At 66.1% G+C, this 13,061-nt stretch carries 15 protein-coding genes; 6 read left to right on the top strand and 9 right to left on the bottom strand.

Annotation, left to right across the window (positions count from 1 at the left end; all coding sequences use genetic code 11):
- Nucleotides 1–34 precede the first annotated feature (34 nt).
- Nucleotides 35–1,342 carry an MFS transporter gene (locus NL1_RS06055; protein ID WP_162272691.1) on the bottom strand — a complete coding sequence of 436 codons (1,308 nt, stop codon included), beginning with the start codon at nt 1,340–1,342 and terminating at the stop codon, nt 35–37.
- Nucleotides 1,343–1,460: 118 nt separating this feature from the next.
- Nucleotides 1,461–2,306 carry an SDR family NAD(P)-dependent oxidoreductase gene (locus NL1_RS06050; protein ID WP_067835315.1) on the bottom strand — a complete coding sequence of 282 codons (846 nt, stop codon included), beginning with the start codon at nt 2,304–2,306 and terminating at the stop codon, nt 1,461–1,463.
- 371 nt (nt 2,307–2,677) lie between these two features.
- Here NL1_RS06050 and NL1_RS06045 point away from each other — a divergent pair, with 371 nt between their 5' ends.
- On the top strand, nt 2,678–3,040 hold the full coding sequence (locus NL1_RS06045) for a YidH family protein (RefSeq protein ID WP_245673107.1): 363 nt from the start codon (nt 2,678–2,680) through the stop codon (nt 3,038–3,040).
- Nucleotides 3,041–3,362: 322 nt separating this feature from the next.
- Here the strand turns inward: NL1_RS06045 and NL1_RS06040 are convergent, their stop codons facing one another.
- From NL1_RS06040 to NL1_RS06030, 3 genes are all read right to left on the bottom strand, one after another.
- Nucleotides 3,363–3,590, bottom strand: a complete 228-nt coding sequence (locus NL1_RS06040; protein WP_162272690.1) for a DUF8108 domain-containing protein — start codon at nt 3,588–3,590, stop codon at nt 3,363–3,365.
- Between the two features lie 295 nt (nt 3,591–3,885).
- A complete protein-coding gene (locus NL1_RS37280; RefSeq protein WP_218024369.1) occupies nt 3,886–5,058 on the bottom strand; it encodes a helix-turn-helix domain-containing protein in 1,173 nt (390 codons plus the stop codon).
- A 10-nt stretch (nt 5,059–5,068) separates the two neighbouring features.
- Nucleotides 5,069–5,506 carry an NUDIX hydrolase gene (locus NL1_RS06030; RefSeq protein WP_067835202.1) on the bottom strand — a complete coding sequence of 146 codons (438 nt, stop codon included), beginning with the start codon at nt 5,504–5,506 and terminating at the stop codon, nt 5,069–5,071.
- A gap of 109 nt (nt 5,507–5,615) precedes the next feature.
- Here NL1_RS06030 and NL1_RS06025 point away from each other — a divergent pair, with 109 nt between their 5' ends.
- Entirely contained in the window at nt 5,616–6,590 is a 975-nt protein-coding gene (locus NL1_RS06025) for a TauD/TfdA family dioxygenase (protein WP_067835200.1), read from the top strand.
- A gap of 184 nt (nt 6,591–6,774) precedes the next feature.
- Here the strand turns inward: NL1_RS06025 and NL1_RS06020 are convergent, their stop codons facing one another.
- Both NL1_RS06020 and NL1_RS06015 read right to left on the bottom strand, forming a co-directional pair.
- The gene (locus NL1_RS06020; RefSeq protein WP_067835198.1) at nt 6,775–7,182 is read right to left on the bottom strand and encodes a styrene oxide isomerase; all 408 of its coding nucleotides are present in this window, start codon (nt 7,180–7,182) and stop codon (nt 6,775–6,777) included.
- A 187-nt stretch (nt 7,183–7,369) separates the two neighbouring features.
- A complete protein-coding gene (locus tag NL1_RS06015; protein ID WP_067835195.1) occupies nt 7,370–7,885 on the bottom strand; it encodes a DUF1772 domain-containing protein in 516 nt (171 codons plus the stop codon).
- A 74-nt stretch (nt 7,886–7,959) separates the two neighbouring features.
- On the opposite strand from NL1_RS06015, the gene NL1_RS06010 reads away from it, so the two are divergent.
- The 3 genes from NL1_RS06010 to NL1_RS06000 all read left to right on the top strand — a co-directional run bounded on the left by NL1_RS06010 (nt 7,960) and on the right by NL1_RS06000 (nt 9,412).
- Nucleotides 7,960–8,442 carry a MarR family winged helix-turn-helix transcriptional regulator gene (locus NL1_RS06010; protein ID WP_067835193.1) on the top strand — a complete coding sequence of 161 codons (483 nt, stop codon included), beginning with the start codon at nt 7,960–7,962 and terminating at the stop codon, nt 8,440–8,442.
- Nucleotides 8,443–8,549: 107 nt separating this feature from the next.
- Nucleotides 8,550–8,885: an ArsR/SmtB family transcription factor gene (locus NL1_RS06005; RefSeq protein ID WP_067835191.1), complete on the top strand. Its 336-nt coding sequence runs from the start codon at nt 8,550–8,552 to the stop codon at nt 8,883–8,885.
- A complete protein-coding gene (locus NL1_RS06000; RefSeq protein WP_067835189.1) occupies nt 8,882–9,412 on the top strand; it encodes an SRPBCC family protein in 531 nt (176 codons plus the stop codon). Before NL1_RS06005 ends, NL1_RS06000 begins: the two co-directional genes overlap by 4 nt.
- Nucleotides 9,413–9,559: 147 nt before the next feature.
- Here NL1_RS06000 and NL1_RS05995 read toward each other — a convergent pair whose 3' ends face one another.
- Together NL1_RS05995 and NL1_RS05990 are read right to left on the bottom strand one after the other, a co-directional pair.
- Nucleotides 9,560–10,756 (bottom strand): FAD-dependent monooxygenase, encoded by a 1,197-nt coding sequence (locus tag NL1_RS05995; protein WP_067835188.1) that lies wholly within the window; start codon nt 10,754–10,756, stop codon nt 9,560–9,562.
- Complete coding sequence (locus tag NL1_RS05990) at nt 10,753–12,147, bottom strand: MFS transporter (protein WP_067835186.1); 1,395 nt, start codon at nt 12,145–12,147, stop codon at nt 10,753–10,755. The genes NL1_RS05995 and NL1_RS05990 overlap by 4 nt, the downstream gene beginning before the upstream one ends.
- Before the next feature lie 130 nt (nt 12,148–12,277).
- Here NL1_RS05990 and NL1_RS05985 point away from each other — a divergent pair, with 130 nt between their 5' ends.
- The gene (locus tag NL1_RS05985) at nt 12,278–12,910 is read left to right on the top strand and encodes a TetR/AcrR family transcriptional regulator (RefSeq protein ID WP_067835184.1); all 633 of its coding nucleotides are present in this window, start codon (nt 12,278–12,280) and stop codon (nt 12,908–12,910) included.
- Nucleotides 12,911–13,061: the final 151 nt, after the last annotated feature.

The raw sequence follows: 13,061 nt of genomic DNA, 5'->3' as shown, positions 1-13,061 counted from the left end.
ATCGGGTGCTGACGATCCGTGCGGCTGTGCGGCGTCAGTTCCCGCCGACTGGGACCGCGCTCTCGGAGTCGGCCTGTTCATCGGACCGTTCGAGGGAGCCGCTCGTCGACTCCCCGAGGGACGCCATGACCATGGCGAGGATGAACATGAGGGCAGCGATGAAGTAGAAGACCGCGGGGATTCCCCAGTGATCCAGAATCGCTGTGATGGCGAATGCGCCGACGATGTTGCCGACCCGGGCCGAGGCGCTGGCCCAGCCCGAGCCTATCGATCGGAAGCGGGTGGGGAAGACCTCTGCCGAATACGTCTGCGTGAGCGGTACGACCAACTGGAACAGGACCTGGAGCACGCAACCGATTGCCAGGACGTAGGCGGTGGAGCTTCCCGCGGTGAACAGCAACGCGACTACGCCCAGCACGGTGCCGACGACGGCGAGGGAATACTTGCGTTGCCAGCGATCGATCACCACGGTGCTGGCGAAGAATCCCAGTAGACCGACGGTGGTGACGACCGCGGTGATGAGTGTCGATTGACCGAGGTCGTACCCCTGCAGTTTCAGCAGCGTCGACAGCCATCCGGTGAACCCGAAGTAGGCGACCACACCGACCGTCCACAGCGCGCAGGCGACCAGGAAGCGTCTGCCGTATCCCTCCCGGAAGAGTGCCCGAATTCCGCTGCCTCGATTGTCTACCGGAGTGGAGGTCGCACTCTTGGCGGGCGCAGGTGCAGGCAGGGGCGCGATCGTGTGTCCGGCTGCGCGCACCGCTTCCTCGATGTCGTTCATGATCGAATCCGCGCGGGCCAGGTTCCCGCGAGACTCGAGCCAGCGCGGTGACTCCGGTAGGTGCCGAAGGAAGGGGACCACCAGCACCAGCCCCAACCCACCGAGGATGAAAAGCGCGCGCCATCCCCAGTCGAAGTTGGGTACCAGGGCGAAGGCGAGCCACGCGAGCAACGTCGGACCGACTCCGGCGATGGTGATCACCCACGCGATGGCGCGGCCACGCACCCGGCCGGGGACGAGCTCTGTCAGCAGGACCGCGCCGACCACCGTCATCCCCTGATACCCGATTCCGGTGAGGAACCTCAGGACCAGGAACCCCTCGGGTGCCGAGACTGCGGCGTTGATCAACGACGGCGCCGAGAACAGCACCAGGCAAGCGACGAGCGCCGGCTTGCGGCCGAACCGACCGGCCGCCCATCCACCGGCGAACGCTCCGAGGAACGAACCGATGCCGGTGGCGGCGGTAATGGCGCCGACATCACGCACCGTGAATCCATGGTGCTCGATCAGTGCCGGCGCGCTGAACGCGAACGAATAGAGGTCGATCAACTCGAACATGAAAGCGCCGATCATCAGGGCACAGACCATGTGATGCCAGCGACACAACGGCAGACGTTCGAGCCGATCGGATACCGAAACCCGCAGGGGCGGAGGAGAAACCGAGGTCACTGCGCGCTCACTCGGCGACGGCGGCGAGCTTCGCCGCGACCCACCGGGCCACGGGCGGGGTGGCCCGCGACAGCGCGTACATGAGGTGGGCCTCCGCGGCGACCGGGGCAACAGCGCGGTTGCGGTCGACTGCGCGCAGGATGTTGCGAGCGACGCGCTCGGCAGTGTAGCCGCGCTTCCGGTAGACCGCGGCCATGTTCTTGCGCCGCTCATCGGCGTTTCCACCCCGGATCGGGCTGGTCTGGGTGATAGCCGTATCGATGACACCGGGGCAGATCGCGGTAACCCCGATGCCGTGCGGCTCGAGTTCCATGCGTAGCGCCTCGGACAGGCCGAGGACAGCGAATTTGGTTGCGCTGTAAGCAGAGAGCTGGGGGTTGGCCAGCAGGCCGGCGGCCGACGAGAGGTTGACGATGTGGCCACCGCGGCCGCGCTCGACCATCGAAGGAACGAAGGCGTGGCAGCCGTGCACGACGCCCATCAAATTGATCGAGACCAGCCACTCCCAGTCCTCGAGGCTGGTGTCGAGGAACCCGCCGACGAGCCCGACCCCGGCGTTGTTGACCACCATGTCCACGCCACCGAAACGGTCGTTGGTGACTTCGGCGAACTTGGCCATCTGCTCCGCGTCGGAGATGTCCACCCGGCTGGTCACAACCTCGTGCCCGGCGGATCGCAGCGTGTCGGCCGTGTCGACAAGACCGGCCTCGTTGATGTCGCACAGCGAGAGGTACGCGCCGCGGGCGGCGCACAATATGGCGAGCTCGCGACCGATTCCGCTGCCAGCGCCCGTGATGGCCACGACCTGGCCCGACAGGTCCGCGGCTTTGGTTCGCGAAGGTAACGTGATCATGGTCACAAGTTAGGGTGGGCGTGTGCTCGAGCGCTCGTGAGCGCGCGCCAACGTTTGCGTGACTCGTTGTGACCGCACGACAAAGGTGGGTAGGTTTCCCCGGGGCATGTGACCGCCGGCTCGGGAACGGGCGTGGCAGTGGGTGTTCGGTCGGCTCGCGCCGGCACTGCGGCCCACACTGCCAGGCCTAACACATTCGCGGCCCGCGCAATTGTGACGTGACGACAATCGGTGCTTCGAATTCTGGCGCGGAGCGCCGAGAGAATGCGGTCTGCCGCCCCTAGGGTGACGTGGCAATGGGCGATCGGTCCGCAGCCATCCCACGCAACGAGGAGCTCCCACGCATGGCCACTGGCAACGAGGATGTGATCGTGGCAGATACGCCTCTGGTCGAACACAATTCGCGGCCGGATGAGCGCTTCACGCTCGCCAGTGAACGGACCTTTCTGGCCTGGGTTCGAACCTCGCTCGGTCTGCTCGCCGGTGGGATCGCCATGGCGCATCTGATCCCCGAATTCAGCACCGGGTGGGCACGCACCCTGCTGGGAACCGTGATGATCCTGCTGGCGGTCGTCGCGCCGATCGTCGGCTTGCGCCGGTGGTTTCAGGTGCGGCGAGCCCTGGAATCCGGTGCCGACATGCCCGACGAGCGCGACCTGTGGGTTCTCACCATCGGCGTCACCACTGTCGCCATCTTCGCCGGCGTCGTCACCGTCGCCGGCGCTCTACACTGACGCCGCACTCGACCGCAGCCGTGCCGAACACCTTGCCGCGCTGCGTAATCGCATCGATCACCCGCTCACTCACCTGCCGATCAGCGGATGACCCGAGCTATTTTCGTCCAGCCACCGTGACGCGGTGGTCCTGCTGATGGCCACCGCTGAGCTGTCCTGGCACCACGTATCGATGACTCGGCTACCGCGATATCACGGCCACCAGGGCAGCTGTCATCGTCGACGCAACGCCCCCGATCGGGCTGCCCGCCACCCGATGTTCGCCAACTGCCCCATGCGAATCATCTCTGGTCGGTCGTGATCGCAGATCGGGTGCTCATGGCTACAGTCCCCGCTTGCGGTTCCAATCCATCACATACCAGGCGTAGACGATGTTCCCGATTCCAGCGGTGAAGAGGAACAGCCAGAAGTGGACCAAGAAGGATTGCCGTTTGCGGCGGCCGTAGCCGTACCCGCGTGCCGAGGCTACGGCGGTAGCGTTGGCGACGTTGTTGATCACGAAGGTCGGCATCGGCTGCGGGTAGCCCTGCGGATACATCGCTCCGGGCACCGGCATTGGCTGTGTGAACGGCTGAGTTTGAGGTTGCCCGTACTGTTGCGCCGCGTTCGGTGGGTATCCCATCCCGGGCTGCGGCACCATGCCCGGCCCGGTCTGAAAGGTTTGCCCTGGCTGCATTTCGGGGCCTTTGCCCAGGTTAGGCGACACCATGGCTGACTCCCCCTCTGTCTTGTGCGTATGTCGGGACCTCACAGTAGACCAGGGTTGCTGCTCGGTGTCTACGATTGCCCGACTTGGCTGCCCGGCGTGCGTGAAGCACGACAGGCGCGACGTATCGGCGGTTGGGTTAGGGGGCATCGAGTAGCGCTCGCACGCGCGCCAGTGCTGCGCGTGCTTCGTCGGCGAGGGCGTGCATGCCCGCTTTGGTGAGCGCTCGGAGTGCTCGCTGGATTTGATGGGGTAGCCGATGGTGTTCGGCGGCATTGAGTGCTTGGCTGAATGTGGTTTCGGCGGCGGTGGTTTCGCGGGCGAGGGTGAGGGCTTGGCCGGTGGTGACGCGTTCGATGATGTGCCATTGCGGGGCGGCGGGCGCTACGTGCTCGGTGCCCAGCAGCCGGAGGGCGGCGGCGGGACGGCCGGTGTCGATGAGTCCGCGCAGCTGGACTTCCCGGAAGGTGAACGGGTGGAACAGCAGTCCGCTCCCGGCGTGCCGGTCGAGGAGTCGCTGGTAGATGGCGAGGGTGGTGTCGAAGCGTTCAGCGTCGCCGAGTTCTCCGATCGCGCGGCACAGCAGAGCAAAGGTCGCGCCTTGCTCGATCGGGTCGGCCGACAGCTCGAGCGCGTGCTCGAAGTGGGTCACCGCGGCGGCAGGGTCGCCTGCTTTGCGCAGCTCGTTGCCGTGCATACGCAGTGTGTGAGCCAAGAATCCGGAGTCGTCGAGATGCCGTGCGATGGTGAGGGCTTGACCGGTCCATTGGGTGGCAGCGGTGAGGCGTTCCTCGGGTAGCACCGTGCCGAGGGAGACGCCGAGCGCGACGCGGGCGCGGGCGAGCAGGGCGAGGATGTCGGGTTCGGCGTGGCCTGTGGCGGCGCGTGCCTCGAGGCGTACGACCAGAGGCCATAGTTCGTTGACTGCGTGCACGGCGTGACCGGATTGACGGGCCAGCTCAGCGAGTCTGACTGTGGACTCGCCGAATTGGAGCATGGCGAGGTATTCGGCGTCGTCGGTGTCGGTCACGCCGAGCACGTGCGGGGGCAGGCCAAGGCGGCGGGCGATATGGCGGCGTGAGCTGATGTCGGTGATCGCGCGCCGCCCGGTCTCGATCATCGACACATACGATTTGTCGTAGCCCAAGACCTCGGCCAACGCGATCTGGTTCATGCAATGCAGGCGCCGGTAGGTGCGCAAGATCGTCGGCAGGTCGCGGGTCGCCAGGGCGGTAGCCGCTTCCGGTGCTGCCCACAACCACACCGCAGAAGCCAACGCAACAGGCGCCGGCGGCCGGTCGGTGGCGCTCACCGCCTGGTCCTCATCGGACCGGTTCCGCCTCGGTGGCGCGCAGGCGCGCGAACCATGTGCTGATCGAGCGCTTGTATCCCTCCGGCATGTTCAGCCCGGCGATCTCGGATTCGGGGAACATCCCGATTTCCTTGTGCTCGTGGGAGAGCACGGGGTCGGCGTCGGTGTCGGGGTAGCAGCCGTAGGTGACGATGAAGACGTTCTTCTCCGCCTCGTTGATGTAGTACATCCACGTGTCGAGGATCGGGCCTGTCGTGACCGGCCACGCGGTCTCTTCGGTGATCTCACGGGCCACGCATTCCTCCGGGGTCTCGCCGGGCTCGATACGCCCGCCCGGCAACTCCCACTCCTCGCGTTCGTTCTTCAACAACAGCACCGCACCGTCGCGCACGACCACACCCTTGATCGAAATCGAATACAGATGCGGCACATAGTCTGTGGCAGTCATGCGGGCGACGGTAACACCATTCCCGCAGGCCAAGCAGCATCGTTCGCGGCCGGGTGCGATGACAAGTTGTCAGTGGACCGTCCCGGCGAGCGAACCCGAGCCTTGATCCATGTACGTCGACATTCACCGACACGGAACCGAAGCGCTCGCCGCAGCACTGGCATCAGGTGGTATCGCCACTTTCGACGGGATACCCGATCAAACCGAGCTGGCCCGTCTCGGGAGCGCACTCGGGGTCATCATGGCACACCGCGACAGCGGCATCGATGGCGTGACCACCCTGGCCGACCTCGGCCGGGTCGGCGCGCAACCCGGCTACGCCGGGTTCAGCAATCGCGCCTTGCCCGCGCACACCGACCGATCCGGGATAGCACGCCCGCCGCATCTGCTGATGGTCGCCTGCGGGCATGAAGCCGCAACCGGAGGCGAGGCCATCGCCATCGATGGAAAAGCCGTCTACGACGATCTCGCCGAGTTCATGCCCGAGGCACTACGCGCGCTGTCGCATCCGCGTTCGGTTCTGTTCGGTGGCGCAGCCGGGCATCTGGGATCGGTGTTCGAACACACCACCGGCGGGCGAGTCCGCATCCGATTCCGCCTCGATGAACTGGCCCAATACTCCCCCGAGACACGGCACTGGCTACCGACGCTGATCCAGACGATCGAACGCCACACCACGGTGTTCGCTCTCCCTGCGGGACACGGGTATGTGATCAACAACCACCGCTGGCTGCACGGCCGACGCGCGTTCACCGGCAACCGCATCATCTACCGGCTCAGCGTCGACCCGTTCACCCACTACGGCATCCCCACTGACTTCGCCCCCACCGATCCCAGACCCAATAGTGACCCCACCGACACCGTTCGCGTGCACATCGCCTTCGAGAACGGTTCCGACAACCCCAACCACTACCCCTACTACGACGACTGTGAACGCGAACCACACACCACGCCAACAGTTTCCGAAGCACACCAACTGATGCAGATCCACCTACACCCTGACGACCGACCGTGCCGACAACGCCGAGCCGCCCTCCAAGTACTCGAGCAAGCAGGCCACCTACGCCGCCGCATCCCCGACTGACCAGGCGGGGGACTGTAGAAGACAACGGTGTAAGTTGTTGTCGTTGAGCTACTTTCGTCCAGCGGGGGCCTCTGCGATTTCTCCGAGGACGACTGGCGTCGAGATCAACCCGACGGGGACGGGACCACCGCGGGCCGCGGCCGCTGACGTGCTGGCGCTGGTTTTGGATCGAGCACCCTGAGACTCAGAGGGCGAGGCCGACGAGGATCAGCACGCATCCGGCGATGATGGACACTGCCAGAGAGATGAGCAGTATGCCGATCACGCGCTCCTGCAGTGCGCTACCCGTGCGGTCTCTCGCGGCGATCGGCATCATCGGGGCCCCGGCACCCCAGACCGCTGCGAGGAGCGTGGCCAGCCAGTTGGCGTATGCGGCGTACACAACGAGCCAGAAGGTGACGATCAACCACGCGTGCGACAGCTCGAGCCGCGACCAGATCAGACCTACAATCACCAAGAACATGCCGTTCATGGCCCCTTCGAGGTGGCTGGACAAGCCCATTCGCGGGTTCTTCAGCTTCGGCACGGCCAGTCCGGTGAGCAGGCCGAGCAGGAACAGCACGATGCCGAGTTGAATCAGGTGCATATCCATTGCCGGCTCCGGGTCCGTCGGTGTAACGGGGGTGCGCCTCTGCGGGCGCTCAGGTCATTGCCCGCAGGTCGCACTCGTCAGAGTGGCACCGAACGGAGTTCGACAGGAGCAGACACGCCCGGATGCCGGGGTCCTGATCGATGACGCCGGGGCCCGGACTTGCCGGGCCCCTGGGGGTGCACGTTGCTCAGTGGACGGTGACCGCGGCGCTGCGGGAATCCACCGGAGCGGCCGTGAGGGACAGGGCGCGCAGCGCACACAGCCAGCCGATTCCACCGAGCGCCATGCGCGGGTAGTTCAGCGTGGTCCACAGGTCGACGAAGGATTCGATGTGTTCGGGTGTCCAGTCGGCGCCGCCGGACTGGAACATCAGCATCTGGGTCGCGAAGTAGCCGTAGGTGGTTACCGAGTAGGTGGCCATGATCGCCGCGCCCGCAATCCACCAGTTGCGCGCCGGTCCGGGTGTCCGCCGGGCGAGGTAGAGGTTGAGCAGCGAAAGCAACGCCACCACCGGCGAGACGAACGGCCAGAAGAAGCGGCCTGCCCGTTTGAACCCGGATTCCTCCATGGCGGTGAGCACCTGGTCGGGTGGCACGTCGGACCACAGCGGAATGATTCCGAGCTTCTCGTACCAGCCGGCGCCGAACTGGATGCCCACGAAGATCACCAGCAGCCACAGCGGGAGCACGCGCTTGGTTGTCATATCCTCATCTCCTTCGATTAATCTCTGTTTCAGAGTTTCTCTACAAGAGAGAGATTAGAGAGGAGAGCCCGGCGATGACATCAGGGAATACCCCGAATGAGACCCCGGCTTCGCTACAGGCCGGACTGCGGGAGCAGGCGACGCGAACCGTCATCTTCCACTCGGCGGTGGCGGCCCGGCTCGGGATCACCGTGGTCGATCTGAGCTGTCTGAATGTGCTCAGCCTGGACGGACCACAGACGCCGGGCCGGTTGGCCGATCGGCTCGGCATTACCCGTGGCGGGGCGGTGACCGCGATGATCGATCGGCTGGAGCGGGCCGGGTACGTGCGGCGGATGCGCGATCCCGCCGATCGGCGACGCGTCCAGGTGGTGCTGGACCCCAACCAGGCCGAAGCCAGGGTGGCGCCACTGTTCGCCGGTCTGGGCGCCTCGCTAGGCGGGGATCTCGCAAGCTTCGGCGATGCGGAGATCGAGGTGCTGTCGCGTTTCGTCGCCACGCTCGGCGAGCGGGTCCGACAGGCTACCGACGACCTTCGGTCGACTCCGACTTCCTGACGGTCCCGGCCCGGCGGATGCGGGCCGAGCCCGGCGCAGGACCAGAGCAGCAATTAATTCAACCAATTGGTTGACCATCGTCGGTCAAGGCGTGCATACTCAACCATGTGGTTGAACAAGAATCCGATCGGCTGGACGCGCTGTTCCACGCGCTGTCGCACCCCACACGGCGGGCCATGCTGCACAGGCTCGCCGAGGGCGCGCACAGCGTCGGCGAGTTGGCCGAGCCGTACGCGATGACACTGGCCGGGGCGTCCAAGCACATTCAGGTGCTCGAGCGCGCGGGGCTGGTGCGACGTACGGTGCACGGCCGGGTTCATGTCTGCCGCCTCGACGCGCGGCCGATCCGGGACGGCGCCGAGTGGATGCGCTTCTACGAGCGCTTCTGGACCGAGCAACTCGACAGGCTCGAAGAACTACTCCGAACCGAGGATGAATCATGACGGCACAACAGATTTCCAGCTACGGGACCGTGACCGAACCCGGCGCGGTGCGCATGGAACGGCTGCTGCCCGGCCCCATCGAGCGGGTGTGGCGGTACCTGACCGACGCCGAGCTGCGACGCACCTGGCTGGCGGGCGGTGAGATGACGCAGGGGGCGGGCGGTGCGGTCGAATTGATCTTCCGCAACTCCGAATTCACCGATGCCGACGATCCGGCGCCGCCGCAGTACTCGAACGAGCACCGTATCCAGGGCGAAGTACTGGCGTGCGAGCCGCCGCGGCTGCTGTCGTTCACCTGGGGCGACGGTTCGGTGGTCACGTTCACGCTGGAACAGGTCGGCGAGCAGGTTCGCCTGGAACTCACGCACCGCAAGCTCCCCGATCGCGACGCCCTGCTCAGCGTCTCCGGCGGCTGGCACAGCCATCTCGACCTGCTCGTCGCCCGGCTGACCGGAAGCACTCCGGAACCGTTCTGGCCCAAGCACGCTCGGCTCGCGGCGGAGTACGCCGAGCGCATCCCGGAGTAGCGGCCCCGCGGCCCTGCTCAGCTGGCGGGCAGGGCCGCTTCGGCAGATCCGCGCGATGCCGAACCGTGAGGGTGGACCTGCAGCAAACGCCGTCGACTCCCGAGGTGACCGAACCATCGACGAACCGGACCGTTTGGTGCGGCCGTGTCATGACTTCGGGACGAATTCAGGCAGCGAAAGGGCTGAGTGGGCCGGTCGCGGTGTCGTTGGGGGCGTGGTGACGAGGCCACGCAGCATGGTGTTGCGTTGTTCCAGGGCGCGCGCCGTGATGGGGCAGAGTGCTGCCCCACCGTTGTCGACCAGCGCATGGTTCATGGCGACGAACTCTCGCGTGTCGTGTTCGTAGGCGGCGAATGCCGCCGCGTGGTCCCGTTTCGTGGCCACGGCATTGGCGAGCATGTAGGCCCCGGCAAGCGCGAGGCTGGAGCCTTGTCCGGTCAGGAACGAGGGCGCGTATGCGGCGTCGCCGACCAGCGCGACCCGGCCGCTCGACCAGCTGGGCATGCGGATCTGGCCGGCCATGTCGAAGAACAGGTCATCTGCATCGCGCATGGCGTCGACAATGCTGGGGACCTCCCATCCTGCGTCGGCGAAAGCCGTGGCGACCAGATCCCGCTGCGCGTCCGGGTTCCGGAGAACTTCGAACGGCGGTTCTGGTTGGTGAAAGTTCAGGAAGGCATGCAGTTCGTCGTGGTGGCCGGTGGCATAGAGGGCTACGGCTCTGCCCGGGGTGTTCCAGAGCGTGAGCTCGCGAGAGAGCCCGAAGGTGTTGGGCATGGTGAAGATGGCGAAGCAGTAGCCGAGGTAGCGGTGGAACTGCTCTTCGGGGCCGAAGAGCAGCTCCCGGGTGTGTGAGTGCATACCGTCGGCGCCGAACACCAGGTCGAACGTGCGCCGTTGCCCGTTGCGGAAGGCAACGTCGACCCCGTGTTCGGACTGGTCGAGGGTGCCGATGGAATCGTCGAAGAGGATTTCCACGTCGTCGCGGATCGCTGTGTAGAGGGCCGCAGCCAGATCCCCTCGACCCACCTCGAGGTCCTGTCCCTCGACACTCCCCGCGACGGCATACGGGTGGAGCGAGGCCACCTCACCGCCATCGGCGTCGAGGAAGGTGAACCGCCGTGAGTCGATGTGTGCGTCCTGCAGTTGCGGCAGTATCCCCATCCGACGGACGACTTCTATCGCGGTGCCGCGCACGTCGATCGGGTAGCCACCCCCGCGCAGCGCGCTGGCCTTCTCCACCACCGTGACCGCGAATCCGGACCGGTGCAGCCAGTACGCCAGCGCGGGTCCGGCGATACTGGCTCCGGAGATCAGAACGTTGCGCTTCGAGGTAGATGTCATGCCTTGGTTCCTTTCTCTACGGCACGAACAACGAACAGGGACAGCGCGGCGACGAGGCCGGCGATGACAAACCCTGTGACGAAAGCCGATTCGGCCGGCTGGCCCGACATCGGGTCGGTCCCGGCGGCGAGAATCGCACCGGCGACCTGGATGCCCAAGGCGGCTCCGATCACGCGTGTCACCACGAGCAGGCTGGTGGCGATGCCGGTGTCCCTGGTCTCGACGGTGGTGGCGGTGCTGGCGAGCAACGCCGTGCTGCCGACGCCTGCGGCGAACGCGGTCAGCACTTTCGCGATGACGAGCTGCCATTCCGCGGTGTGCAGCGATGCCAGGGTGATCACGGTGACCACTGTGACGACGGCGCATGCGATGACCACGGCACGCGGACCGAAACGCCGCACCGCAATCCCGCCGAGCGCCCCGCTGACCGCACCGGCGAGGGCGCCGGGCATCAGGAACAGTCCGATGTCGGTGGTGCTCGCCCCGAAGCCGTACCCGTCCGCCGATACCGCGAAAAGCTGTGGGACCAGGAACATCACCATCCCGAAACCGGCGGTCATGAAGAAGGTCAGCACGCACGAGCTCCACATCGCGGGCCTTGCCAGCATGCGCAGATCGACCATCGGCGAGGCTGTCCGGCGTTCGACGGCGACCCATCCGGCCGCGAGTGCGGCCACGAGTACCGTGATGGCACCGACCGCGAGCAGCGGCAGACCTCCGCTGGTCACCAGCCTGATCCCGAGCATGAGCGCGAGCAACGTGCCGCTCAGCAGACTCACGCCAGGCCAGTCGATCCCGCTGTCCGGCTGGATCGGCGGATCATGGGGCATCAGCCGGGTCACGATCAGCGTCGTCGCGATGATCGCGAGCGTCGGCAGCGCGAACATCCAATGCCGAGACAGACCTTCCGCGAGTGGCCCGGCAATCGACGTTCCCACCATGCCGCCGGCCGTGAACAGCGCGGTGACGAGCCCGATCGCCACCTGCGTCTCCCCTGCCGGGAGGTATTTGCGCACCAAGATGTAAGAGAGGGGCAGCGCGCCGACCATCGCGCCCTGAAATACCTGACCGAGCAACAACACCGGCAGGTTCGGCGCCAGGCCGGCCAACAGGCCACCGGCCGAGACCACCGCCATGAGCCGGACCAGCACTCGCTTTCCGCCGTAGCGATCACCGAGCTTGCCTGCGATGGGTGCGACAACAGCGCCGGTGATGAGCAATGTGTTGGTGACCAACGCCCCTTCGGCAGGGGTGATCCCCAGCTCACGTTGCAGCAGCGGGAGCGCGGGGTCGACCACTGACTGCAGGGTGCCGAGGGCAAGTGCCAGGGCGCCGAGGGCACCTATCGCCGGCCTCCCGATGCGGACCGGGGAAACCAGTGTTTCGGACATAGACGTCCTTTTCATCGTTGGGTGTGAACCGTGCCTGATGTGTGCACCGGGCTCTCCAGGTAGCCGGATGACGCTTCGGCATCTCGGAACTACACTACACAGTGTAGTGTAGCGATGCTACGATCCGCTCATGCCAGACGCGAAGACGCTGCGCGCAGGGTCCGCACAGAAGCGGGCCGCCATTCTCTCGGCGGCCCGGGAGTTGTTCGTAGCCGACGGTTTCGACCGGTCGAGCGTCGACGCGGTCGCCGCCCGTGCCGGGGTGTCCAAGCGGACGGTCTACGACTACTTCGGCGACAAGCAGACCCTGTTGAATGCCGTCTTCGACGCAGTTGGCCAGTCACTGCTCGACACGATCCGGCGCACCCTCGACGACACGCTCGACGGTCTCACCGACGCCGCCGAACTGGAGCCCGCCCTGGTCACGTTCTCGATGCAGATCGCGACCGACATGCTCGACTCGGCGGAGTACACCACGCTGCAACGACTGGTCCGGACCGAATCCGGTCACCTGCCACACCGCGACGACCATGCCTTGACCGACGCGCCCGAGGAGGCCATCGGTGAACGGTTCGCCGCCCTCGCCCGTGCCGGGCTGCTCGATGTCCCCGACGCGCGACTCGCGGCCGACCACTTCATCGCGCTGACCTTCGGAGTCGCGCTCAGCCGATTCGGTACCGCCAACGCCGCGAAGGACACTCGCATCAGGCCACTCATCGTCGAAGGAGTGCGGACGTTTCTCCGGGCATACCGGACGAGGTGATCACGATGGATAGCCGAATTCGTCGGCAGGAGAATCGTTTCGATGGCGAAGTCGCCCTGATTTGCGTGGGCTGATCAGCGCGGCGAGCGGCCGTTGTCGGACAGGTCGCGCCAGAGGAGTTGCCTGGTCAGACGGGGCCGCGCGGATCGAA

It is taken from the genome of Nocardia lijiangensis NBRC 108240 (genome assembly GCF_001613045.1).
GTDB classification, from domain to species: domain Bacteria; phylum Actinomycetota; class Actinomycetes; order Mycobacteriales; family Mycobacteriaceae; genus Nocardia; species Nocardia lijiangensis.
This window is presented reverse-complemented; position numbering and strand designations above follow the sequence as displayed.